The 23,531-nt window shown below is 62.9% G+C and carries 19 protein-coding genes; 11 read left to right on the top strand and 8 right to left on the bottom strand.

What is annotated here, in order from left to right; all coding sequences use genetic code 11:
• Window positions 1-62 precede the first annotated feature (62 nt).
• Window positions 63-1,259 (top strand): ABC transporter substrate-binding protein, encoded by a 1,197-nt coding sequence (locus LVJ94_41360; protein ID WXB03340.1) that lies wholly within the window; start codon window positions 63-65, stop codon window positions 1,257-1,259.
• 511 nt (window positions 1,260-1,770) lie between these two features.
• Window positions 1,771-2,961, top strand: coding sequence for a hypothetical protein (locus LVJ94_41365; GenBank protein WXB03341.1), 1,191 nt, complete (start codon window positions 1,771-1,773; stop codon window positions 2,959-2,961).
• Between the two features lie 136 nt (window positions 2,962-3,097).
• Here LVJ94_41365 and LVJ94_41370 read toward each other — a convergent pair whose 3' ends face one another.
• Window positions 3,098-5,365 (bottom strand): GH92 family glycosyl hydrolase, encoded by a 2,268-nt coding sequence (locus LVJ94_41370; protein WXB03342.1) that lies wholly within the window; start codon window positions 5,363-5,365, stop codon window positions 3,098-3,100.
• Between the two features lie 250 nt (window positions 5,366-5,615).
• Here LVJ94_41370 and LVJ94_41375 point away from each other — a divergent pair, with 250 nt between their 5' ends.
• On the top strand, window positions 5,616-7,928 hold the full coding sequence (locus tag LVJ94_41375; GenBank protein ID WXB03343.1) for a fused MFS/spermidine synthase: 2,313 nt from the start codon (window positions 5,616-5,618) through the stop codon (window positions 7,926-7,928).
• Between the two features lie 74 nt (window positions 7,929-8,002).
• A complete protein-coding gene (locus LVJ94_41380; protein ID WXB03344.1) occupies window positions 8,003-9,001 on the top strand; it encodes a hypothetical protein in 999 nt (332 codons plus the stop codon).
• A 9-nt stretch (window positions 9,002-9,010) separates the two neighbouring features.
• On the opposite strand, the gene LVJ94_41385 is transcribed toward LVJ94_41380, so the two are convergent.
• Window positions 9,011-10,585, bottom strand: coding sequence for an FAD-dependent oxidoreductase (locus LVJ94_41385; GenBank protein WXB03345.1), 1,575 nt, complete (start codon window positions 10,583-10,585; stop codon window positions 9,011-9,013).
• Window positions 10,586-10,644: 59 nt separating this feature from the next.
• Here LVJ94_41385 and LVJ94_41390 point away from each other — a divergent pair, with 59 nt between their 5' ends.
• Window positions 10,645-10,848: a hypothetical protein gene (locus tag LVJ94_41390; protein WXB03346.1), complete on the top strand. Its 204-nt coding sequence runs from the start codon at window positions 10,645-10,647 to the stop codon at window positions 10,846-10,848.
• Between the two features lie 10 nt (window positions 10,849-10,858).
• Here LVJ94_41390 and LVJ94_41395 read toward each other — a convergent pair whose 3' ends face one another.
• On the bottom strand, window positions 10,859-11,713 hold the full coding sequence (locus tag LVJ94_41395; GenBank protein ID WXB03347.1) for a CPBP family intramembrane metalloprotease: 855 nt from the start codon (window positions 11,711-11,713) through the stop codon (window positions 10,859-10,861).
• A 50-nt stretch (window positions 11,714-11,763) separates the two neighbouring features.
• On the opposite strand from LVJ94_41395, the gene LVJ94_41400 reads away from it, so the two are divergent.
• Window positions 11,764-12,231 carry a GNAT family N-acetyltransferase gene (locus tag LVJ94_41400; protein ID WXB03348.1) on the top strand — a complete coding sequence of 156 codons (468 nt, stop codon included), beginning with the start codon at window positions 11,764-11,766 and terminating at the stop codon, window positions 12,229-12,231.
• 66 nt (window positions 12,232-12,297) lie between these two features.
• Window positions 12,298-12,924, top strand: coding sequence for an alpha/beta fold hydrolase (locus tag LVJ94_41405; GenBank protein WXB03349.1), 627 nt, complete (start codon window positions 12,298-12,300; stop codon window positions 12,922-12,924).
• 22 nt (window positions 12,925-12,946) lie between these two features.
• Here LVJ94_41405 and LVJ94_41410 read toward each other — a convergent pair whose 3' ends face one another.
• The 3 genes from LVJ94_41410 to LVJ94_41420 all read right to left on the bottom strand — a co-directional run bounded on the left by LVJ94_41410 (window position 12,947) and on the right by LVJ94_41420 (window position 16,634).
• Window positions 12,947-15,100: a molybdopterin-dependent oxidoreductase gene (locus LVJ94_41410; GenBank protein ID WXB03350.1), complete on the bottom strand. Its 2,154-nt coding sequence runs from the start codon at window positions 15,098-15,100 to the stop codon at window positions 12,947-12,949.
• A gap of 82 nt (window positions 15,101-15,182) precedes the next feature.
• Window positions 15,183-16,007: an alpha/beta fold hydrolase gene (locus LVJ94_41415; GenBank protein ID WXB03351.1), complete on the bottom strand. Its 825-nt coding sequence runs from the start codon at window positions 16,005-16,007 to the stop codon at window positions 15,183-15,185.
• Between the two features lie 66 nt (window positions 16,008-16,073).
• A complete protein-coding gene (locus LVJ94_41420) occupies window positions 16,074-16,634 on the bottom strand; it encodes a GNAT family N-acetyltransferase (protein WXB03352.1) in 561 nt (186 codons plus the stop codon).
• Window positions 16,635-16,677: 43 nt separating this feature from the next.
• On the opposite strand from LVJ94_41420, the gene LVJ94_41425 reads away from it, so the two are divergent.
• The 4 genes from LVJ94_41425 (at window position 16,678) to LVJ94_41440 (ending at window position 21,157) form a co-directional block, all read left to right on the top strand.
• The gene (locus LVJ94_41425; GenBank protein WXB03353.1) at window positions 16,678-18,258 is read left to right on the top strand and encodes a hypothetical protein; all 1,581 of its coding nucleotides are present in this window, start codon (window positions 16,678-16,680) and stop codon (window positions 18,256-18,258) included.
• A 721-nt stretch (window positions 18,259-18,979) separates the two neighbouring features.
• Window positions 18,980-19,264 carry a hypothetical protein gene (locus LVJ94_41430; GenBank protein ID WXB03354.1) on the top strand — a complete coding sequence of 95 codons (285 nt, stop codon included), beginning with the start codon at window positions 18,980-18,982 and terminating at the stop codon, window positions 19,262-19,264.
• Between the two features lie 218 nt (window positions 19,265-19,482).
• A complete protein-coding gene (locus LVJ94_41435; GenBank protein WXB03355.1) occupies window positions 19,483-20,454 on the top strand; it encodes a cupin domain-containing protein in 972 nt (323 codons plus the stop codon).
• Between the two features lie 325 nt (window positions 20,455-20,779).
• The gene (locus tag LVJ94_41440) at window positions 20,780-21,157 is read left to right on the top strand and encodes a hypothetical protein (GenBank protein WXB03356.1); all 378 of its coding nucleotides are present in this window, start codon (window positions 20,780-20,782) and stop codon (window positions 21,155-21,157) included.
• A 338-nt stretch (window positions 21,158-21,495) separates the two neighbouring features.
• Here LVJ94_41440 and LVJ94_41445 read toward each other — a convergent pair whose 3' ends face one another.
• Both LVJ94_41445 and LVJ94_41450 read right to left on the bottom strand, forming a co-directional pair.
• Window positions 21,496-22,041, bottom strand: coding sequence for a sigma-70 family RNA polymerase sigma factor (locus LVJ94_41445; GenBank protein ID WXB03357.1), 546 nt, complete (start codon window positions 22,039-22,041; stop codon window positions 21,496-21,498).
• A gap of 1 nt (window position 22,042) precedes the next feature.
• Window positions 22,043-23,458 carry a cupin domain-containing protein gene (locus tag LVJ94_41450; GenBank protein WXB03358.1) on the bottom strand — a complete coding sequence of 472 codons (1,416 nt, stop codon included), beginning with the start codon at window positions 23,456-23,458 and terminating at the stop codon, window positions 22,043-22,045.
• Window positions 23,459-23,531 lie beyond the last annotated feature (73 nt).

Here is a 23,531-nt window from a genome sequence, read left to right on the forward strand (position 1 = left end):
ATCATGGCCCGAGTGTGGGGCCAAACTTGGCTCGTCCAAGTCTTTCAAGATGGAGTTTTGTCATGCGCAACGCGCGCTTGTTCGTTCTCGCCGCACTGACCATCGCGGCGTTTGGGTGCCGGGAGAAAAAGCAACAGGTTGACGTCGGGGCGAAGAGCGAAACGCCGACGACGGGCGCCGCGACGACGGGGGACACGGTCTGGATCGGCCACATCGGGTCGCTCTCCGGCACCGACGCCGTCTTCGGCCAGTCGACCGACAACGGAACGAAGCTCGCCGTCGAAGAGCAGAACAAGAAGAACGGCATCAAGGGCAAGAAGGTGATGCTCAAGACGCTCGACGATCAGGGCAAGCCCGAGGAGGCTGCGGTCGCGGCGACGCGTCTCATCACGCAGGACAAGGTTTCGGTGCTGCTCGGCGAGGTGGCGTCCACGCGCTCGCTGGCCATGGCGAGCATTGCGGACTCGAACCACATCCCCATGGTGAGCAGCGGCTCGACGAACCCGCGGGTCACCAAGGATGGCGACAAGACACGGCCGTATGTGTTCCGCATCTGTTTCTTGGACAACTTCGCGGGAACGGTCATGGCGAAATTCGTCACCGAGAATCTGAAGCTGACGAAGGTGGCCATCCTGCGCGACGTCGGAAACGATTATTCGATGGGCCTCGCGCAGTTCTTCCGCGAGACCTTTCAGAAGCGCGGCGGCGAGATCGTGGCCGAGCAAAGTTTCAAGTCCGGGGAGCAGGACTTCAAAGCGCAGCTCACGGCCATCAAAGGGAAGAATCCCGAGTTGATTTACGTGCCGGGCTACTACACCGAAGTATCGCTCATTGCCCGTCAAGCGCGCGAACTCGGGATCAAGCAGCCCTTCGCCGGGGGCGATGGGTGGGATTCCGGGAAGCTCTACGAAGTAGCCAAGGGCTCCCTGGACGGGTCATATTTCTCGACGCACTACAGCGGGGACGATCCGTCGCCGACGGTGCAAGACTTCATCACGCGCTACAAGGCCATCTACAACACGCCGCCGGACACGCTGGCCGTCCTCGGCTACGACGCCGCCAAAGTGGCCATGGATGCCATGGAACGCGCAACGGAGCTCTCCGGGCCGGCGATTCGCGATGCGCTGGAGAAGACGAAAGACTTCAAGGGCGTGAGCGGCAACGTGACGATCGACGGGGATCACAATCCGATCAAGAGCGCGGTCATCATGACCATCGAACAAAACAAAGCGAAATACACGGCAACCGTGCAGCCATAACCGAAGAGAGAGAATTCACAGGAAGACGGGAAGACAGGAAGGGCTTGAAATGGGCGAAACCGCGATGAGCGGCGCCAACTCTCACCCCTTTCCGTCTTCCCGCTCTCCTGTGAATTCTCCTACTCCGGACGGCGCGCATTTCGGAGTATGAGCATATTGAGCAACGTTTGCTCATTACGCGCACTCCGTTGTGCAGATGTTGCTCGATGCACGATTTTGCTCGAGAAGGAGCCTTCGCGGACGCAACTCAACTGGACAGGCGCCATTGCCGTTGCAAGATGGCGTCATGTGGCGGCAGCTCGGCGCGCGTGTGCTTTTCTTCGTCTTGGTTGCATGGGTCGTATTCTGCTGGGTCTCCATCCTGCAGCAACCACCGCAACCCGTGAGTGCCGCGGAGGCGCCACCGCCACGGAGCACTGAGAATTCGGCCGGGCCGTTCGTGGATCAAGCGACGTTCGAACGTGCGTCATGCCCTTCACTGGAGAGCCCCAGTTACCAAAAATTCGAATGGATGTCGGACGACGCCTTGATTGCGGCAGGTTGGCCCGCTCGGCTCAAGAAGCTCGACAAATTGAGAGCCACTTCGCCGCTGTCCGGGGTTCCCACCATCCCGCTGAGGCCCACGGAGTCCGTTGTCTCGCCCAAAGTGACCTCGCGCGGGACCCTGATCGGAATGAATGCCGGAAAGGCTCACTGGCTGGCGAGGGTCGATGCATCACCCGGCCATCGAGTGCTTGCATTTCGAGAAGACGTCACTGGGTATCCATCGACGTTCGGAGAGTTGGGGGACGGCTTTTTCTCGGCCGACGTAAGCTCCGACGGTACGCTGCGCAAGCTCGATGATGCGCTGAACGTCGTCGCGGAGCGCCGCGGGATCAGTCCAGATGGCGGGCAGCAACTCTTCGACCCCGACGGCCGTGGAGGTCTTTACATGGTGACGAATTCGATCGCCGAGGTGACGGTGGCCCATCTCGGAGCCGACCTCCAGGACCTCGCGCAACCGCGCACCTTTCGGGTGCCATCTGGACCCGATATCCACTTTTTTCTCCGCCGCATCGGTCATGCTTCCGACCGCCACTGCATCGAGTTCGGCTGCTCCCAGATATCACGCTATCAGGCGGACGCGTGCCCGTCTCGCTACTTGCTTCTGGATGCGAATCTGAAGCCACGGTCCATTTCTCACGAGACGCCCCCAAGCCCGCCGCTACCGGAGGCGAGCCTCCCGTGGACCCCGCAGGTCATCTTCGTCCGCGCGGCGGCGGGCGTGGTTCTCTTGGTGCTGCTGATCGGTGCCGGCTTGCGGCTCCGATGGCAAAGAATTGCACACGAGATCGCGTTCGGGGCCATCGAAGGGGAGATTGTCCAGGACCGCGGAACGGAAATGGCCATTCGTTCCACCGCCGGGGTTTTTACGCTACCGCGTGCACACGTCCGTCTCAGGGGCTTCGTGCGCGGCGCACCGCTTCAAGGCCCATGTGTACTGGCCAGTCGCTTCTCGGGTTCGACCGAAGAAGGGCCCTACCGGGGAAGCGCTCTCGCGTTTGCCCCCGGTGCGGAGATTCATATCTTCCCCGGCGGAAGGGCCTCCGCACGAGAATTCGTGCACACGAGGATCGCCACCATGATGACATCGGCTACGACCTTCGTCGTCGTGCTCACCACGGTCGTCTGTTTGCTATGCCAATTGTGGGACCGCTACTGAGCGAGAGATTTCAACCGCCAAGACAGATTCGCCCAAGATCGTCAAACAGAAAACGACAAACACCAAATTCTGTTTATCATCGTTTCCTCTTCCACTCTTGGCGACCTTGGCGTCTTGGCGGTTCGCTCCTCTGGGCTTATTCCCCCCCCCACGGCCGCGGAGTGTCGCTCATATCGAAATAGAGGATGCCGCCCTGGGCGATGTCCGAGTGCTTCAAGAACGGCTTCTCGATGCGCTTACCATTGAGGTAGGCCGCGCGAACGTATTTGTTCGTGGTCGAATTGTTGGGCGACAGCACCACCAGCGGACGGTGAACGCCCGGCAGCCGAATGGTCACCTTCTTGAAGAAGGGGCTGCCCATCGCATACTCGCCCGATGCGGGATTCACCGGGTAAATGCCAATCGACGACAGCAAATACCACGCGGACATTTGCCCGCAGTCGTCGTTGCCGCTCAGACCATCGGGCCGATTGAAATAATTGGACTCGGCGATGGCGCGCACCTGGGCCTGCGTCTTCCACGCTTGATCCGCATAGTCGTACAGATACGCAATGTGATGGCTCGGCTCGTTCGTATGGTTGTTGTGCCCCTCACCGAAATGCCGATCCAAAAGCGCCGTGAAGCCCTCTTTGCCTTCCAGCTCGATGAGGCCCGGAACGTCGTGCATCACGTCGAAGGTGTAGACCCATTGATTGCCCTCGGTCCACCCGCCGGGTGCCCATGAGCCATCGTAGTTGCGCGCCTGCATGAAGCCCGTGGCCGCGTTGTAGATGGTGCGGTAGTTCTTGCTTCGCTCGAGGAAGAACTTCGCATCGTCTTCCTTGCCGACGGCTTTGGCCACTTGGGCCACCGCCCAATCTTCGTAGGCATAATCGAGCGTGCGCGACGCCGATTCGGCCGTGTGATCCGCGGCGACCCAGCCTTTTTCCTTGTACCAGGTCAGCCCGGCGCGCGCTTCCACCGGCGTCCCTTCCTCCCGATCGCGATAACGCAATTCCGTATCGCGCTCGGGCGGCTGCATCGCGTCCTTGTAGACGGCTTCGTATGCCAGATTGAGATCGAAGCCGGTGAAGCCCTTGTTGATCACCTCGGCAATGAGCGAATCGGCATTCGTTCCCACCATGATGTTCGTCTCGGTGGGGTTCTTCCACATCGGCAGCCAACCGCCCTCTTGGTAGTCGTGCAGCATCGACGTCATCATCCCGTTGATGCGCTCGGGCGCGAACAACGTGAGAAACGCATTTTCTGCGCGGAAGGTGTCCCAGATCGAATAGCTGTTGTAGCTCTCACCCTCGTGCACCTTGTCGTCGTATGCGCTGTAATAGCGGCCATACTCCGACGCCTCCGACGGATATTGCAGAGCGTGGAACATGCCCGTGTAGAACGTGGCCAACTCGTCGTCGGTGGCTCCGCTGATGTCCACCCGATCGAGCTTCTCGCTCCAGGCCGACTTCGTTGCCCTAGCAACGGACTCGAAGCGGCGCCCATCGGGGATCTCCCGATCCAGGTTCTCGCGCGCCTGCTCCACCGAGACGAGGGACGACGCCATGCGCACCTGCACGCGGCGGGTGCCCGCGGGGAAGCGGACATAAGCGCCCGCCGCAGCGTCCGTGCGGTCGTTCTCGCCCGCGTGGAGGGCCTCGCCCGTGGAGGTGCCGAAGCTCTCGAACGGCGCATCGAAGCGCGCCACGAAGTACCCTTTGAAGCCAGGTGCCTTGAACGGTCCCAGCTTGTCGTCCTGGCGGTCCGGGTTATAGCCGGTTATCTCCCGCTTCACCGGATCGATGTGCACATTTCCAATGATGTTGGCCCGCGTCGCCTCGAGCACGAAGTGCGGTTGGGGGCCTTTGGGGAAATCGAAGCGCAGGAACCCGACGCGCGACGTTCCGGTGAGCTCGGCCTTCAGCGTTTGGCCTCCGCCCGTGGTCATGTCGACCGCATACGTATACGGCGTGGCGATCTCGTCGTCGTGCGTGAATGCCAAACTGCGCGCCTCCGCACCGACTTTCACCTCGCCCACGCCGGGCATGCCGACGACGTACCCGTAATCGCCCATCCAAATTGCGGGTTGGTGTGTACCAATGAACCCGCGGATTTTTTTATCGTCATGGTGATAGGGAAGCCGGCTTACCCAGTTTTCACGGGTCATGACCGACCAGCGCGTCATAGCGAACGGAGGCGCCACACTCGGAATCATCCCGCCGTATTCGGCAGGATCGGTTCCCGTCGTGCCGATCATCGGATTGACGCGATCGACGTTCGAATGTCCAAATCCCGAGGCGCGTAGATTTTGCGCGAGCGCGCCAGCCTGGCCTTGGGCCACGTCGGACGATGTCGATTCGTCCTTATCGCTGGAACTACAGGCCACGAAGAGCAGTAGGAGCGGTGCCAGATATCCTCGCATGCGGACACCTTAGATCGATCCCCACCCGTCCGGCCACCCGCTCCGTCACAATCTCGAAACACACGAAATACCTATAGAGTCCTCGGACGGCCCACAGAACATGGAGCCGGCCAAGGTGGATCGCTTCCACCAGGGTCACGCGCCACTCGGCGGGGCGCGCGCAGCAACTGTTTCGAAGACCATCACGCAAACCGAGTGAGTGGTACGTCGTATTGCGCGTGGCACCGAAGTTGATTGCGGGTGCCGATTGATGAATCGACCCCGGTGGATGTCGCTCGGAGCGGCTCGCTTCCCTTTGCAAACGGATTCATCGAAGTCGGCGACGGCGGGCTTTCCGCTTTTGCGCTTCGGTGCCGCGCTTTTCGTGAGCGCATCCCTCTTGTTCTCCATTCAACCGGTCGTAGGAAAAGCGATTACGCCGCTCCTCGGTGGTGCGTCCGCCGTGTGGATCACGTGCATGCTTTTCTTCCAGGCGCTGCTGCTCGCTGGATATGTGTATGCACACGTCGTTCTGCGATGGCTCGGCGCGAGAAGGCAGGCCCTGCTGCAATTGGCCGTGGTCCTCGTCCCGCTCTTCTTCTTGCCCATCCATGTCGATGCCAACGCCGTGCGCGGGTGGTCGGGCGGCGGCGATCCCGCACTGCGCTTGTTGCTCTTGCTCACGGTGACCGCGGGGCCTCCGTTTTTCGTGCTCTCGACGAGTGCGCCGCTCCTCCAAGGTTGGTTTGCGTCGCTGAAAACGGGGCGGGATCCGTATGTTCTCTACGCGGCCAGCAACGCGGGCAGCGTGGCCGCACTCACGGCGTATCCGCTCTTGGTCGAGCCGCTGGTCGGTTTGTCCCATCAAATGTCGTATTGGAGCTACGGATACTGCGTTTTCATTCTCGCCGTGGCCTTTTGCGCCGTGGCGCTGTTTCGCTCGGCGCCGCCGGATTCGATGCCCCTCGCCGCGGCGGCGACAGACGAGGCCGTGAGCTGGAAACAGCGGCTTTCGTGGTTCGTTCTCGCGTTCATTCCGGCGACGTATTTGATGGGTGTGACGACGCACATCACCACCGATGTGACGCCCATTCCGCTCTTTTGGGTTTTCCCGCTTCTTTTGTATTTAGTGACGTTCATTCTCGTTTTCGCCAAGAAGCAATGGGTCGGGCTCCAAGCCATGGATCGCCCACTCCTCTTCGGGCTGACGTTGGCCGCGATTGCCACGTTGCTCACGGCGTCGGCGCCGATGGCCCTGATTCATTTGGCGGCGTTCTTCATTGCGACCTACGTGTGCCACGGGCGGCTCGCGGCCAATCGGCCGGGGGAAACGCATCTCACCGATTTCTATCTTTGGATATCCATCGGCGGTGTGGCCGGAGGCTTCTTCAATGCCTTGATCGCGCCGGCGATTTTCTCGCACATCACGGAGTACCCGCTGGCCCTGGTGCTGGCCGCCCTCGCCCGCCCCACGCCAAAACGCGAAGACGAGGGCACGCGGGCCAGGGTGCTCGATATCGCGATTCCGCTGGCCTTGTGTGCGGCCGCGGTGGCCGTGTTCGTCCTCCTGGGGAAGGATCGCACGTCGATCGTCTTCCGGCTCGCGCTCGGGTTGCTGGCCTTGGTCAACTATGCCGGGCGGGAACGCCCGCGGCGGTTTGCGCTCGGCCTTGGCGCCATTCTGTTGGCCAGCGCCTTTCATACCGGGGCGTTGGGGCGATCGCTCATGACCGAGCGCAACTTCTTCGGTGTGCTCGATGTGACCGTGGACCCGACGGAGCGCTTCCATCGCATCATCCATGGACACATCGTTCACGGTCTGCAGTTCATCGAGCCAGCGCGGCAGCGTGAACCGCTGGCGTATTACCATCGCAAAGGACCGCTCGGCGACGTGTTCGACGTGTTCGGCGAGCGCCTAAAGGGCAAATCCGTGGCGGTGGTCGGGCTAGGCGCGGGGGCCGTGGCCGCGTATGCCCAACCGGATCAGGCGTGGACCTTTTACGAGATCAACCCGGCGGTGGTGCGCGTGGCCGAGGATAGGCGGTACTTCACCTTCCTTTCCGATGCGTTCCCCGACAAGCGCAACCTGCACATCGAGGTGGGCGATGCGCGGCTGAGGATGGAGGATGCGGCGGATGGCGGCTATTCGCTGATCATCCTGGATGCGTTCAGCTCCGATGCCATCCCGGTGCACCTTCTGACCCAGGAGGCAGTGGCGCTTTATGCGAAAAAGCTCACGCCCGATGGGCTCCTGGCGTTCCACATTTCGAATCAGTATTTGAAGTTGAACAAGCAGATGCCCAGCTTGGCGCGCGCCAACGGGTTGGCCATCGTGGAGCGGGTCGATGTGACCGATATGGACGAAGCCGAAGGACGGAGCGCCGCCGCCGAGGAATACATGTCCTCGGAGTGGGTCGTGATGTCCAAAGATCCCGCCGCCTTGGATGCGCTGCTGGCGCGAGAGACGCCACGGAAGCGGGAATGGAAGAGGCTCGAGGCCAAACCCGAAACTGCACCGTGGAGCGATGACTATTCCAATATCCTCGGAGTTTTCAGGTTCTCCTACGACTTGGGGCTTCACTAATCAGGAACGGCCCGCGAACGGGCCTGGGGCGCGTACTGGCAAACTGGGATTCGTTCGCGTAGCTTTTCCATCGCATGCAGCTTGCATCGAAACCCAAGCGTAGGCGGTTGCTCGCGTTCGGTTGGCTGGTGGTGGCACCTTCGTGCGCGGTGGCCTGTTTCGCCGCCGCGTGCTCCGGTACGGACGGCGCGCGTGTGGGGAACACGTCCGATGGGGGCCCGCGCGACGGCACCTTCACGGATACGCGCACCGACGCGCCGGCCGATGCGGCGAAGGATGCTGCAGAGGATGCGGCCGATGCACGCCCCGACGGCGATGCGCAATCCGATGCAGCCTTCGACGGTGGCGGCGACGACTCGGGGGATGCCAGCACCGAAGACAGCGGAAACGATGGCGGCGGGGATGCCAGCGCGGAAGATGCCGGCTCGCCGGATGCCGAGGTGGACGCCGCCACCACGGCGCTCCTGACGGGACGGGTGGTCGACGTGACGAGTCGAAGAGTCGTCGAGGGTGCGACCATCGCCGCCGGCTCGCTGACCGCGGTGACCGACGTGGTGGGGCGCTTCGCCCTGCGCGTGCCGACCGGCGTCTATGCGCGACCCACCGTGACGAAGGCCGACTACAGCGAGCGGCTCTACGAGGAGCTCGCGGTCAACGTCGATGCGGACCAAGGTCAGATTCCCATTCTGTCGCTCGAGGGGCAAACCGCGCTACGCAGTGCGCTGCCCGGCTACGATGCAAGCTTGGGCGCGGTGGCGGTGCGCGTGCTCGCGCGCGGCACGTGCACGAACGAGGATGGCGCCACATTGACCATCTCGCCGGCGGGCGCCTCGCGCATTGCCTATTTCCGCGACGGCGTCCCCAATGCCAGCGCGACGAACGTGCGCGCCGGCCAGGAGACGTCGGCCATCATTTACAACGTGGCCGTGAGCACCACCCTTTCGCTCGCGGTCGCCCGCGACGGGTGCACCATGGCGCGATACCCGACGACGAACAATGGGATCACGCGGACGGGAAACATCCAGACGCGCGCCGGGAACTCCATCACGACGGCCACGACCTTCGTCGAGTAGCGCCTCGAGCTATATTTTCTTCGCGGTCAAACCGCGCGTGGCAGGGCCGTGCAGCACACGGCCCTCGGTGTCGAAGCGCGAACCGTGGCACGGGCAGTCCCACGAGCGCTCTGCATTGTTGAAGGCCACGTGGCAGCCGAGGTGCGGACACACCGGTGAGAAGGTGTGGAGCGCACCGCCGTCGTCGCGGTAAACGGCGAGCCGCTCGCCGCCCAGCTTGACGATCTTGCCCTCGCCGCGTTCCACGTCTTCGACCGAGCGCGCGTCGGGCGCGCGCAAACGGTCGCCCAGGAAGTGCGCAGGAAAATCCACATTTTCGGTCACGAAGTCCTTGGCGCTGGCCACCGGCGTCATGCGCGACGGGGCATACAGTTGCAAGAGGTCCTTCGAGCGCGCCGATTCCGGCTCGGCCAGGAGCATCCCGGCGAGGGTCCCGAAGGTCATGCCGTTGCCGCTGTAGCCGACGCCGATGGATAGCCGTTCCTTGCCGGGTATCTTCCCAATGTACGGAAGGCCGTCGACCGGCTCGAGGATCTGGCCGGACCAACGATGCGTCACCGGCGCGGCGCCATAACGGACGCGCGCGTACTCTTCGAGCCTCGTCCAGCAATCCTCGGCATTGCCTTTCTGACCGGTTTTGTGGTCTTCGCCACCGACGATCAAATAGCGTTTTCCGAAGATCTCGGCGATGCGCGTGTAGTGATAGGGGTCGTCCGTATCCCAGAAAAGCGCGAGGGGCACGTCGCCCGAATCCACGCGGGCAATGGCGTACGAACGATAGTGCGCCAACTTGGTCTGCAAGGCGAATCGAGTCGGCGGCGCGCTCGTTCCGAAGATGACCCGATCACAGGTCACGCGCTGCTCGGGGGCCCCCGCATCGAGGCCACTGGCTACGTGCAAGGTACACGGTTCTCCCTCTTCGACCTCGCGCACCAGGGCGCCGTCGAAGATGTGGCACCCGTCGCCCGGAATCGCGTGGGCGAGGCCCTCGAGGTAGCGGGCGGCGTGGATCTGCGCTTGATCCGGGAACCTCACCGCGGCGGCGCAGCGAAATGGCAGGGGCACGTCGCGCACCATGTCGACGTGGACGCCGGCGCGTGCTGCCGCCTCGTATTCCAGGTGCAGATCGCGAAGGCCGTCTTCGCGCTCGGTGTAGAGAAAGCCTGGCACGGTGCGATGCACGCAGTCGATGTTCAGCTCGCGCACGAAGCCGCGGATGCGCGCGAGTGCGGCTTGGCCCGAGAACGCGACCTCTTGGGCGGCGGTCAGGCCGAATTTCTTCTCGATGGTGGCGTAGCGCGCATCGACGGCTTCGGTCAGATGCGCGGTGGTGTGAAGGCTATTTTCCCCGCCGACGGTATGAGCCTCCAGCACCGCGACCCGATGGCCCATGCGTTTCAACAGCAACGCGGCGGTCAATCCGGTGATGCCGGCGCCCACGATGGCGACGTCGACGTGCAGCCCCCGTTCGAGGCGCGGGCACGTTACGCCCGACGCCGTTTCCTGCCACAAAGACCGATGGTCTAGCTCCGTGGAAAGCATCCTGATCACCTCCCCGGCCGCACGGGGCAACGCGGGTGCCATGGGGCGCCTTCCGGCCTCGAGCGTGGGAATGGCATTCGCGATGCAACACCTGGAGGGTGATGCACCCTCTCAAACATTTTTCCGCATTGCTCGCGGCTACGAGCGGGGTCGTCGGCACTTTACGCGCGGCACGCGCGGAGGGTGCCCCATGGGCCGCGCTCTGCATCGTGACGCATCACCCCGGTAGCTATTATCAAAACATCGCACGCCAATGGGGCCTGGAGGTGGACGACATCTGCCAACTTGCAACGGTGGGACGCTAATCAACTTTAGTCAGCTGCGCCGCCAAAAGGGCCGCACGATGCGATTCGTCCGATGGGCTCGCGCGAGAAAGGTTGCGCCTGCAACCATGCAAACGGCGACGGCCACGAGCGAGGCTTCGGGACCGAACGCGCCGCCGGTGAGAAGATCGGGGCCGTGGAATTCGATGGCGAGCAGGCCATGGGCCTCCGTGCCCGAGACGCTCGTTCCGAAGATGCCGCCCTCCGTGAAGTTCCAAGCCATGTGCAGGGCCATGACCAGCCAGAGACGGCGTGTGCACATGTAGCCCGCAGCCAGCAAGATGCCCGCCTCGAGCGCGATGGCCACCGTGCTGACCGTGGTTGCACCGGGGTTGGGCGCGTGCACGAGTCCGAAGAGGATCGCCGACAGCGCCAGCGCGATCCAGCTTCCCAAGCTTTCTTCGACGATGCGAAAGAAGACGCCGCGAAAGAGGATTTCCTCGGATACGCCCGCCGCGAGCGCACTCACCAGGGGGTAGCCCATGGCCCCGACGGAATTCACGCCGGTGAGCGTCCATGCCCCGCCGATGCACAAGATGGCCATGGTGACACTGAACAATGCGGCCCCGATGAGCAGACCCATCGCGGTTTCGCGCCCTGCCCCATCGAGGCGAAATTCAACGAGTTCGCGCCGTTCGATCGCGCGCACGTTGGCGATGTAGACCGCCGTGGCCGCAGCCGCGGAAAGCAGGTGCACGACGGGGCGTGGCAGCGGCCCCCCGAGCAACTGCGCAAGGGCAATGACCAGCGCAATGCTCACCGCGGCGAGGACGAGCCGCGTCAACGGGAACTGCAGGAAGCGCCAGAGTGCGCCTGGTTGACGATTGACGGCCGCGATCGTGTCCATATAACCCGCGATGGAACCATACCGATGCTCCGCCCCGAGGTCGAGACCGCATGAGCCACCCCTCCGTCGTATTTCGTCGTGCCCGGCGCGAAGACGTGCCGGCCATCGTTGCGCTTCTGGAAGATGATGCCATCACGCTCTCACGCTACCGAGCCGACGACGCGCCGGCCGACTACGAGCAAGCCTTCGATGCGATCGATCGCGATCCGCGCAACTGGCTCGTGGTGGCCGAGGAGGCCGGGGCCATCGTCGGGACATTGCAGATTACATACATTCCGTCCCTGAGCCGCCGCGCAAGCGAGCGCGCACTGATCGAGAGTGTGCGCGTCCGCAGCGATCTGCGCAGCCGCGGTCTCGGACGGCAGATGATGGAGTGGGCCATCGAACGCGCCAAGGAGCGCGGCTGTCGCTTGGTGCAATTGACCACCGACAAGCGACGCACCGACGCGCACCGCTTTTACGCGAAGCTGGGCTTCGAGAGCTCGCACGAAGGGATGAAACTTCGCATCTCTACCTAGGAATCCGTATTTTACGGGCAAAAGAACTAGATATCAAGGAGTTTGCGCCCAGCCTATGAGGAGGCCATGGATACATCGATTCATGGCATCAACCTGCATTGGGAAGAGCGTGGGGATGGCACGCCGTGGCTCTTGCTCCACGGGTATGGGGGCTCGAATCAGGATTGGCAGCATCTGTTCGATGTGGACGAGCTGGCGCGGGGGCGGCGGCTGGTCATGCCGGACGCTCGGGGGCACGGGAAATCGACGGATCCCGAGAAGGCGTTCTCGTTCCGGCAGTGCGCGCGTGATGTGCGAGCGCTGCTCGATCATCTCGAGATCGAGCGCGTTCGCGCGGTGGGGGTGAGCCTCGGGGCGAAGACCCTTCTTCACGTGGCCACGCAATGGCCCGAGCTCGTCGAGGCGATGGTCCTCGTGTCACCGGCACCGTATCTGCCGGAAGACGTGCGCGCGGTGACGGGCACACCGCACGACGATTTGAGCTTCACACCGCCGCACCTGGCGACGATTGCGGCGCGCACGTTGATCGTCTACGGGGATCGCGATCCGTATTATCCGGTGGAGATGGCCGTGCAGCTCTATCGAGCCATCCCGCGTTCGCAGCTCTGGGTGCTCCCCAACGGCGAGCACACGCCAGTGTTCGGCGAATGGCGCGCCGACTTCGAGCGCACGGCGCGCGCATTCTTGGGGTGAGCCACCGGTCGGCCCTCGCGGATCACTCCGCGGGGACGGCGGTGCCCAATTCGGCTTGGGCGGCGCGTTCGACGGTGACGGGGACGCCGCTCAGGCTTGCCGTACCGGAGAGCGTGTCGAACTCGGCTTCGTCGGTCAGATCGTTGATGCTCACGCCGGCGTGGCGGCTGGCCACGCTCAACGCGGTACCGCGGCGGCCATGGCCCCAGCCGTGGGGGAGGCTCACGACGCCGCGTGAGATCGCGTCGGTGACTTCGACGGTGGTCTCCACGCGTCCGCGCTGCGAGCCAGCTACGACGCGATCGCCGGTCTTCAAGCCTCGCGGCTTCGCGTCGTCGGGGTGCATGAAGAGGGTGCACCCGTCTTTGCCCTTCACCAGGCGAAGGCTGTTGTGCATCCACGAATTGTTGCTGCGAAGGTGCCGACGGCCGATGAGCACGAGGCTCGTGGGCTCCGGCCGCTCGAGCGCGGCCTCGAGGCGCGGGATGTCGTCGAGGAAAAGGCGGGGCGCGAGCTTCACGGGGCGACCGCGCATCACGTGCGAGAGACGCGGCTCGAGCGGCCCGAGGTCGATGCCGTGCGGCGCCTTCTTCAACTTGGCCAGCGAGAGGCGGTGCGGGCCGATGCGCAGGAGCAGGTCGAGCACGCGCTTCGGGCCCAGTGCTTTCAGGCCACGCATCATCAGGTTGAACTTGCGATCGCGCTTGCCGCCGCCCTTCGCATGGAGGGCCAACGCCAGACCGAAGAGCACGTCCCAGTCCGAGCGCACACCCGGCGGCGGCGTGATCGCGGCCTCCACGTAGCGCGCGGCATTGTGCACGGCGAGGCCATAAAGTGCGACGTCGTAGTGATCGCGTTCCAGGCCGAACGTCGTGGGGAGGATCAGGTTCGCATGGCGCGTCGTCTCGTTGCGGTAGATGTCGACGGACACCATGTAGTCGAGCTTCGAGAGCGCGCCATCCAAGCGTGCGCCGTTGGGCGTGGACAGCACGGGGTTGCCCGCGACGGTGACCAACGCGCGGATCTGGCCCTTGCCTGGGGTCTCCATCTCCTCGGCCATGGTGATCGCGGGGAGCTCGCCGCCAAACTCGGGGAGGCCGCGCACGCGGCTTTTCCAGACGCCGAAGTGGCCCGTCTGTCCGAGCTTGCTGCCGAGGGAGACGATGTCGACCGCGGGCGTGGTGAACATCGCCCCGCCCACGCGATCGAGGTTGCCGGTGACGGCGTTGAGTGCGACCACGAGCCACGCGGCAAGTCCGCCGAACTCCTGCGTGCACACGCCGATGCGGCCATAGCACACGGCGCTCTCGGCCTTGGCGAAGTCGCGCGCGAGCGTGCGGATGGTCTCCGCGGCGATGCCGGTGCGTGCGGCCACGCGCTCGGGCGGAAACGCCGCGGCGATGCGGCGAAGGTCGTCCCAACCTTCTACGGGCTGCCCTTGGCGCCAGGTGCGCTCGAGCGACTCGGCGAAGATCGTATGCAGAATGCCGAGAAGCAGGAACGCGTCGCTGCCGGGGCGAATGAAGTGGTGCTCGTTGGCGATCTGCGCGGTCTCCGTGCGGCGCGGATCGATGACGATGAAGCGACCCCCGCGGGCGCGGATGGCCTCGAGGCGCTTCTTGATGCCCGGCGCCGTCATGAGGCTGCCGTTGGAGGCGAGCGGATTGGCGCCGAGGATCAACATGTGATCGGTGCGGTCGACGTCGGGAACGGAGAACGCGAGCTGATGGCCGAACATCTCCAGCGCCGCGAGCATCTGCGGCAGTTGATCGACCGACGTGGCCGAAAAGCGCGAACGCGTGCCGAGCGCTTTGCCAAAGTAGATGGCCCCCAAGGTGGCCCCATAGCTGTGCACGTTGGGGTTGCCGAGGTAGAGCCCGACGGAGCTGCGTCCGTGCTCCTTTTGCACGGCGGCCAGGCGCTCGGCGGCTTCGGAAAGCGCGGCGTCCCACGAGATGGTCTCCCAGCGGTCGCCGACGCGTCGCATGGGCTCGCGGATGCGATCGGGATCGCCGGAGACGTCACCGATGGCGGCCGCCTTGGGACAGATGTGGCCGCGGCTGAAGGGGTCGTCATCGTCGCCGCGGATGGAGAGGACGCGTCCGTCCTCGATGCTCACCGCCACGCCGCAGACAGCCTCGCAGAGCATGCACGTATGGAGTCGTGTGTCGGCCATGGCCCAAAGATGCGCCAAGCGGCTCGGCCCGTCGAGCGACTTCGACCCGTCCCGCATCGCGGGCCAGGGCTGATTTTGCAATTCAGCCGATATCGACGTCGCGAACGAAGCGTTCGAGGATGGGGTTGAAATCGGTGGGCGCCGACCAGAACGGGACGTGACCGACGCCGGGGAGACGATGGCACTGGCCTTCCCACAAATGGCCAAAGGCGACAGTGTCGAAGTAATCGAGTTTGATCACGGGGTCTTCACGACCGTTCACCACGGCGATGGGAACGGGGCTACTTTCCACCGTCATGCGCTGGTCGACACCGTCGCCGGCGCGCGCAGCTTCGAAAAGCCGTTTGCGAAAACGGCCATCCGCGCGGGCCACGGCGTCGCGAAGGAATGGCTCGGCGCCGTCACCGAAAATTGCGTGAATGAAGGATTCGATTTCGGTATTCGAAACATCTTGTTTGCCCGCCAGCGCCATGTGTGGCCCGGCGTTGAAACCTTGTGCCATGCCGCCCATCGGAACGGGCGGGCTGCCGGTGATCATGAGCCCCCGCATTCCCGGAAAGCGGGAAAGCATGTGGATACCGATATGGCCACCAAGGGACCACCCGAACACGATGACCTCGGTCACCGCCAAGCGATCGAGCAGCTCCAAGGCGGCGTCCGCCAATCCACCGAGCGCGTACGTCGTCGTGGGGTCGACGGCGTTGCTCGACTGCCCATGTCCCGGCAAGTCGAAGGCAATGACACGGTGCTTTTCCGCGAGCCGTCCCTGCAATTGATGACGAAATACATCGCGGCAGAATGAATTGCCGTGGATCAAGAGCACCGGCAGCCCCCCTTCCCCGCGTTCCTCGACGGCGAGAGCTCCATGGGACGTGACCACCGTGTGCTTCCGGGTCGAAGTGCTCATGCGCCTTCGACCTTAGGGCATGGGATTCGAGCGACGAGGGCCTCTCGTCGCTGAGCTCGCGAGACGCTAGGGGCCCGGCACCTGCGGCAGGCCCCAATCGGTTTCCAACATGGCGAGCAGGATGGAGTCCCGCCAGCCATCGCGGATCCACGATTGCGCGCGCAGGCGGCCCTCCTGGCGGAAGCCGAGACGCTCGGCGAGGTTGATGGCGGCCGCGTTCGCCGCCAGGGTGCTCGAAAAGATTCGATGGAGACCGAGCGAGGTGAATCCGAAGTTCACGATGGCGCGACTCGCCTCCATGGCGTAGCCCTGGCCCCATGCGGCGGGGGCGAGCTCGCAGCCGTATTCGCCTTCGCGCTCGCCGGCCGCCGCCAGCCGGATGCCGCAGCTGCCGATCACGCGACCCTCGCGCTCGATGGCAAGTTGGAATTTCGTTCGCGGTGATTCCTCCGCCCACGCGATCATCAAGTCGACGAAACTGCGCACCTCCGACTCGGTGCGCTCCTCCCAGGGCGTGTGCAGCAGGTACCTGGGATCGCGCTGGTACGCGAAGACCTCGACGACATCCGATGGGCGGAAGTCGCGCAAGAGGAGTCGGTCCGTGTGAATCTCGCTCGAGGATGCCATCGTCCGGATCGTATCGTAGGACCGATTGACGTATCATGCGCACATGACGAGGAGGAGGATCGTTCGGCTGGCGATGCTCGCGGGCGTTGGTTCGCTGGCGGCAGCCTTGGGGTGCACCTCCATCCTTGGGCTCGACGAGACACGGCTGCGCGATGATTCGGCGGGCGATGGCGGGCCCGATGCACGGCAGGATGGCTCGGAGCCGATCGGCGATGCGAAGAGCGATGCGCCTGTTTTGCCGACGGGTTGCGTCGCGCGCTCGGACGATGCGGACGCCGGGGATCCAAGCGCCTTCTTCGTGCAAAAAACGACAGGGTATGCCGGACCGGATGCGTCGTACGTGCGCTGCACGGTCGGGGCGCTCGAACCAAGTGCGATTCAGGTGTACGTGCTCACCAATGCGGGCTTTCGCGGACCGCTGCAAAATGGCGCCCGGGTCGATGGCGGGGTGCGCTTCGACGCGCCACCGGAGGGCGATCGCTACGTGCTCGATGGGGCGGACCGCCGGCTCTACGTCGTTCAGGGACATCGCCTCGACATCGGTACCGATGTTCTCGGGCGGCCGGATGCCGTGCCCGCATCGGGGGAGAAGCTCACCGTCACCGAGACCACGTCGTCGAGCGGTGGTGTCACTTGGAAGATCGGTGGAAGCGTCTCCTCCGGCATCGCCGCGCCAACCGGCACGCCCCGCACGTGGGCGTTCACCCTGCCCAACGGAGCCTCGCTCTTGGACGGCAAGCGCGGAGACGTGGCGTGGTTGCTCGGGACGAAGCCCGACAATTCCATCGGCGGCGAAAAGGTCGCCGAAGCGTGCGCGCTCTCGGATTCCCTGCAGATGAAGGCCAAGGACACCACGTCCGCGCAAGTGGGCTGCACCACAGTCCCATTGCGCAAGACGCGCGTCGGGATCACGCACCAAAGCCTCGAAAAGTGCCTTCCGAACCGCACATCCGAGCGAGACTCGCTGACCTTCGACGTGTGGCCACAATCGCCGGAGTCACTGCATCCCGTCTACGCGAGTGGCCGCGGCGATGGGCCGCTCCCCGAAAATAGCCGGCTTTACCGCGGCCCCCTCACGCGCCCGAACACCAGCGAATACGACGTCGAGTTCCTCGTTCCGGCGCCCCCCAAATGGGCACTCATCGGCGAAGCGCGCACCTTCGTGGCGCATCCCGTGCGCCGAACCGATGGCAGCAACTCCCCGCGCGCCTGGGAGGACAGCGTCACCTCGACCCAGGCCGTGACCAATCCCTATACCGTGAATTGGCTCGCCCCCGCCGCGGCGGCCAAGGTCACCCTCAATGGCAACGACGTATTGGCCAATCCCGTGACGGGCGCCACCCGGACGCCGACCATCGCCATTGCGCCGAGCACCAACTCGAGCTGCTCGGACCCGAAGGGATATCGCATCACCATCGTCGATTCGGAAACCGCGAATCGACGATACGAAATCATCACGACCGCCCCCACCGTCACACTGCTCGACGGCATGCTCGAGAACGACAAAGAATACGTTCTTCTGACCACAACGCGCTATGCAGAGGCGTATTCGCAAGAAGAGCCATGGCGCGCCAAGCTTCGCACGGGCTACGCCGTCGTCACCAGCCACGCCTTCAAGCCGTAGTTCAGCGTGGTGCGCTCGGCCTCGACGACTTGTTCCTGCGGGGAAGTGCGATTCAAGCCTCACGTTCTTTGGGCCACATGCAAGCATGGTTGCCAAATACTGATCAATACACAGACACCGGATAGTCAGTTCGCATCTTCTTCATCCTGTATCTGATGCGACAAGTCTTTCTCGAGATGCAGAAAATAGCCGTGTACTCGCACATACCCTCTTGTGCACTCGCTCCACGGTGAGCGCGCCCTACGCGAGCTCTCAATCGGCCCGAGCCAAGCATTAGTTGCGCACTTTCGTCTGCGGCCCTCATTTTATCTCGATCGGAACTAGCTTCTTGACGGCAAAGAAATGCACGTCATGATGCGAGCGTTCCGCGCTAGGGAATACGGAATGGCCGCGTCACGAGTACCCGCGTTCAACCGGTACGTTGGCCCCAGTGACACGTCGACGCGCTGTGTAGGCGGCGAGATGGACTTAGGGAGAAGTGAGGTTCGAGACAAGATCTCCTCGGGTACCTTGAGACGAGCGCTCCCCCTTCACCACACGGGGCCCCACGGACTCGAGCCACTAGACGGCCTGCGGCCCTCAAGTTGGCGGAAACAAAGTGTGTCATTGTTACCTATCTGTAACCGTTTCAATCGGCGAAGATTTTCTTTAGGAGGGCGGCCATGAGCGACAGCACGAATGCGAAGATCAAGTCAGTCTTGGTAGCCAGCGTGCAAGCGCCATGACCACCGGCTGCGCTGTCGAGGCAAACACCGGCAACAAGAACCAGCCTGATCGTGGGCAGGTGCAGGCAGCAGTCACCAGCAACGAAATCAACGCCGGCTCAGCTGCGCGAAAAATACGGCCGCAGAGGTCCGTCGAAACGTTTGCGAGCACGAATAGAGCAGCTGGAGGTTTCGAAGCTGTCATTGTTAGGGAAATTGCGCCGTGCATTGACGTAGGTCAGCTGGAGCTCAAAGAGCCGGTAGATTTAGAGGAGCACGACTTTGAGGACGATTTCCTGTGACTGGGGGATCGTTGGGGTTTGAAGAGTGGTTTGCTCCGCTCGGCCTACGCGAATTTCGGCGGAATGTCCTCGGTCGGCAGCCGCTATCCGCTCCGCCGAGAGCGGCTCTCGCCCGCCGTATTGAGCAGGCCCTCGACGTCCACTCAGTAGAAGATGTGTTGGCGCTTCGAGGGACAGAAGTATACGCGTGGTTCCAAAGGCGTGATGGCCGCCACGCCATGACTTCGATTCCGGCGACCAGTGCAAAACCGCTCTACGATGCGGGCACCGCACTCTACGTACGGCGTTCACTCGAGTTTGCACCTCATATCCAGGATCTCGCAGGGACGTTGGGCATTCCCAGCAATTCCATAGAGTGCTCATTTTTCTGCAATCCTACAAATTCCGTCACCCTCGGACACTTCGACCGATCCGAAGTGATCGTGCTCCAGCTTCGCGGCCGCAAGACATGGCGCATTGCGCCCAACACCTTCGCCCCCATGCCCATCGACAACTGGGGTTTTCTGGATCGCGTGACGTCGGACGTCCGTCTGTACGCGAGCGATGCTCCTCCGACCACCATGCCCGATGGGGCCTCTTCGTACGCCCTAGAGGCAGGCTCCCTGCTGTACGTGCCGCGTGGCTATTGGCATGAGACGATCACCGAGGAGGATGCGTTATCGTTTCACATCAACATGACGTCGTTGACGCGACTCGATGTTTTGCTCGTTGCGCTGAGAAACGAGCTCGCCCGTGATGAATGGTGGCGAGGTCCGGCCTACGGTCTAACAGCTGAAGAACCGGGCGCCATCGAGGAAGCGAGCGCCGCGTGCGCCGCTCTTCGAGATGGTGCGGATCGGGTGAATGCCCAGGATCTCGTGCGTTCGTCAGGTCGCGATGGTCGCATCGAAGCTGGTACGCGCTTCATACGATGCGGTCAGGCAATGTTTGGCATCGAGAATCTAGACCAGCGCACCGAGACGGCACATGTTGCAATTCACGCGTATCACTATCGCGAAACGACTGTAACGAATCTCGATGTCAGTTTCGAGTTTCTTCCGGCATGCCGCTGGATTCATGGGCTCATGACCGGCAGCACATTCGACGTTAGTGAGCTCATTCGAGTCGCGCCCAAGCTCAACCTGGATGATGCGAAGGATCTCCTCAGCATGCTCGAGAACGCCCGCCTCGTGCGGCGCACAAGAGGGTAATTTGCAGTGACGTTGCCTTTGGCTCCTATCTGTGAGCTTCAACAATTCGCGTGAGGGAGACGAAATGCTCTCGTGGCGAGCGCGTCATGCACGCGTTCAACCAATACATTGGCCACTGACACATCACGTTGTGCGGCGGTGCGGTGAAGTTAATCTTCGAAACGTGGTCTCCTCGGCCGCTCGAGGCGAACTATCTCCCTCGGCAAACCAGCTCGCGGAAACTCGAACGCTAGAAGATGCGCAATCGTCGAGATCAATGCAACCAAAGCATGATTGTCACCTGTGTGTAGCCGTTCAATCAGAAAGAACTTCTTAGGAGGACGGAATGAGCGACCAAACGGATGCGAAGATCAAATCAATCTCGGTAGCCATCGTCACAAGCGTCGTGACTACCGGCTGCGCTGTCGAGGCAACCGCCGGCAACGAAAACGAGCGCGTTCGTACGCAGGAGGAGGCGACAGCCACCGGCAACGAAGTAGACTCAGCCGCACGAAAAATACTGATGCTGAAGTCCATCGAAACGTTTGCGAGCAAAAATAGAATCCACACGATTTCCAAACCCGTCGGTGTTCGCGATTGCGTTGAGTGTGAGACGTGTGTTTCGGTATCCGAACGGAAGCTTGAATACGAACAAGCTCGAGTTCCGGAGCAAGCAACAGAATCTGACTCGGACAACCTTGAGGCGGAAAACTCGCTCGACTGATCTTAGAACAAGCCGCGGAGCGTTTCTCGAGCAAATGTGGGGGGGGAGATTGCTTGCGACCGAGGCAATCTTCGGGATTCACGGCCCGAAGGCACGATCCGTTATCGTTTCAATGGTCACCCGCCGAAACGGTCGAGCCGCTCAGGAGCGTAGGGGGAGGTTTGAGGTATTGGCTTTGGCTCTTGCCCCCGTACCACTACTGCCCGCGCCTCGCACAGGACAAGGCAACTGGCGCAACAGCAGCACATACCAATGTGCCAGGCGTTAGCGGGAATTTAGCGGTTCAGTAAGCTGAGCGGCGCCACGAGCTTTCAGGTGTTCTCCGGTAACGCGCCCCATTAGCGTGGGGCGCGTCCGCGCCACGAGGTGGTGCCGAGCCAGGCGCGGGCCAGGGCATCGCGGGCGAGACGCAATCGATAGGCGACGCTGCCTCGGGAGACACCGAGCTTGCGGGCCAATTCCCGCTCGGAGAGGCCGTCGTCGCCAGCGGCGATGACCAGATCGCGATCGTGCTCGCCCAGTGTGTCGAAGACGCGCGCCGCCCTCTTTGCACTTTCCGCCGCGCGGAGGAGTTGCTCCGGGGTCAGCCCCCGGAGTGCAACCACGGAGTCCCATTCTTCGACCTCGGCATCGGTGGCGCGCGCATACTCCAGCCCGATCTCTTTTCGCAGTGCCATGGCCTTGCGGAGCGCGACGAGGAAGACGTATCCCGCACGCCGCGATTCGTCCATCTCCATCAGCTCCTCGACCCGCAGCGCCAAGGTGCCCAAGGTTTGCTGGAGGGCATCGTCCGCATGGCACGCCTGCAAGCGTGCTCGCCGCACGCCTGCACGGACGAATGGAAGGAGCTCCGCGAGAAATCGAGATCGAGCCGTAATCGGCATGTCACACTCCTGCGAACGCTGAGGCCCTGCGAGCGTAGCCTACATCGCAAAGGAGACGCACGAGCTCGAGCGCCTCGTCGACGGAAAGATCTGGCACGCGTGCCGCCAGGTCCTTTGCAGAGAGCGGATCTGGCCCATCCGCGACAAGCAGCGTCGCCCGGAGGTACGACGGCGACATCTGGACCGTGGTCGCATGCTCCAGGGCAAATTCTTCCGAGGTCAATCGCACGGATTTGTAGTCTTTCGCCGAGGCCACCACGCCCACCGATCCTCGCGCCCGAGGAGCAATGCAATCGTCCGGCGTCGGAGTCCATGGTGCCGGACGATGCACGTCCTCCGGGGTTAGCGTCCCGACGACCTCGCGCAGAGCTTCGAGCGCCTTCGCCGCATCCCAATCCCCCTCGCGCTCCAGGCCCCACAGCCGATAGGCCGTCGCGCGCCACGACTCGTCGCGGAGAAGTCGAGAGTGCAGTGTCTTCAACACGACGTCGGCCCACGTCCTTGGAAGTATTTGAATGTGAAGCGACACCGATTCTTCCGAGGACTCGGTCTCATGCCAATGTCCGCGCGGGACGTAGAGCATCGCGCCCGGCTCGAGTCGGTGGCTTTCCACGTTCTCATCGGGCATCGTCGGCGGAAATTGCTCATGCATGTAAAGCCGCAATTCGTGTCCCGGAACATCCGGATGCCCCCATGTATCCATGGGCAGCCGTACGTGTTCATTGGGAGCGATACGCCAGGTCTTGGATCCAGTAATTTGGACGGTCAGCGTGTCAGCGGAGTCGAAGTGGGCCAACGTCCTGGCCGCCCGGCGATTGCAGAATAGGCTGCATCGGACGCTGGTCGCCGGAAAGCCCAGCACTCGAGCAACGTCCGCCGCAAGGAGCTCGAGCTGCGGTATCTTTTGGACGAGCAGCGCGATCCCCGCCGAATAGAACCTTCGGGCCGCCTGGGGCGACACTCGGGCGGTCCGGTGGCCTTGCTCCAGAGACTGAAACCACGCAATGATCTCGTCGCGAGCAAATCCAAGAATATCGTCGATATTCCAAGAAGGAAGGAGCTTTCGAACGAGTGCGGCACGTTCATTGGTCGCGGGAAATGCCTGAGCACGGTGCTCGAGAATATCGCTAGCTCGTTCCAAAAATGGAGCGAGCCATTTTTCCGTTTCTAGCTTGTCCGCGTCAGGTTCCGTTGGTTGCTCCGGATATCGGGGTTGCTCATGTTCGGACTCTGGCTCAATGCAATCTGGGCACTTGTCACAATCGCGCACCCCCAGGTCCCGTTCGCGTGAACTTGCGACGACGGTCGAGCCACGAACGAGTCTCTTTTGCTCGCCAGAGGGCCCCCGTGGTTTGGGGGGGCTCTCGTGGCTCAACTTAAAATTCCGGGCGGGAATGCTTGATTTACGTACATTCATGGCTGCAAAAATGCTCCTCGCCGTGCAGGCTGATATGGTTCATCGGGGATCTTCCTAACTAGAAACGGCCATC

Source organism: Sorangiineae bacterium MSr11367, assembly GCA_037157805.1.
GTDB classification, from domain to species: Bacteria; Myxococcota_A; Polyangia; order Polyangiales; family Polyangiaceae; genus Pendulispora; species Pendulispora rubella.

Bases quoted from the DNA above. Each gene is read 5' to 3' on its own strand.
- LVJ94_41360 (WXB03340.1), top strand. From the start codon at position 63: ATGCGCAACGCGCGCTTGTTCGTTCTCGCCGCACTGACCATCGCGGCG.
- LVJ94_41405 (WXB03349.1), top strand. From the start codon at position 12,298: ATGGATACATCGATTCATGGCATCAACCTGCATTGGGAAGAGCGTGGG.
- LVJ94_41425 (WXB03353.1), top strand. From the start codon at position 16,678: ATGACGAGGAGGAGGATCGTTCGGCTGGCGATGCTCGCGGGCGTTGGT.
- LVJ94_41410 (WXB03350.1), bottom strand. From the start codon at position 15,100: ATGGCCGACACACGACTCCATACGTGCATGCTCTGCGAGGCTGTCTGC.
- LVJ94_41380 (WXB03344.1), top strand. From the start codon at position 8,003: ATGCAGCTTGCATCGAAACCCAAGCGTAGGCGGTTGCTCGCGTTCGGT.
- LVJ94_41435 (WXB03355.1), top strand. From the start codon at position 19,483: ATGACTTCGATTCCGGCGACCAGTGCAAAACCGCTCTACGATGCGGGC.
- LVJ94_41385 (WXB03345.1), bottom strand. From the start codon at position 10,585: ATGGCACCCGCGTTGCCCCGTGCGGCCGGGGAGGTGATCAGGATGCTT.
- LVJ94_41370 (WXB03342.1), bottom strand. From the start codon at position 5,365: ATGCGAGGATATCTGGCACCGCTCCTACTGCTCTTCGTGGCCTGTAGT.
- LVJ94_41445 (WXB03357.1), bottom strand. From the start codon at position 22,041: ATGCCGATTACGGCTCGATCTCGATTTCTCGCGGAGCTCCTTCCATTC.
- LVJ94_41390 (WXB03346.1), top strand. From the start codon at position 10,645: ATGCACCCTCTCAAACATTTTTCCGCATTGCTCGCGGCTACGAGCGGG.
- LVJ94_41430 (WXB03354.1), top strand. From the start codon at position 18,980: ATGACCACCGGCTGCGCTGTCGAGGCAAACACCGGCAACAAGAACCAG.
- LVJ94_41395 (WXB03347.1), bottom strand. From the start codon at position 11,713: ATGGACACGATCGCGGCCGTCAATCGTCAACCAGGCGCACTCTGGCGC.
- LVJ94_41400 (WXB03348.1), top strand. From the start codon at position 11,764: ATGAGCCACCCCTCCGTCGTATTTCGTCGTGCCCGGCGCGAAGACGTG.
- LVJ94_41440 (WXB03356.1), top strand. From the start codon at position 20,780: ATGAGCGACCAAACGGATGCGAAGATCAAATCAATCTCGGTAGCCATC.
- LVJ94_41415 (WXB03351.1), bottom strand. From the start codon at position 16,007: ATGAGCACTTCGACCCGGAAGCACACGGTGGTCACGTCCCATGGAGCT.
- LVJ94_41365 (WXB03341.1), top strand. From the start codon at position 1,771: ATGTCGGACGACGCCTTGATTGCGGCAGGTTGGCCCGCTCGGCTCAAG.
- LVJ94_41375 (WXB03343.1), top strand. From the start codon at position 5,616: ATGAATCGACCCCGGTGGATGTCGCTCGGAGCGGCTCGCTTCCCTTTG.
- LVJ94_41420 (WXB03352.1), bottom strand. From the start codon at position 16,634: ATGGCATCCTCGAGCGAGATTCACACGGACCGACTCCTCTTGCGCGAC.
- LVJ94_41450 (WXB03358.1), bottom strand. From the start codon at position 23,458: ATGAATGTACGTAAATCAAGCATTCCCGCCCGGAATTTTAAGTTGAGC.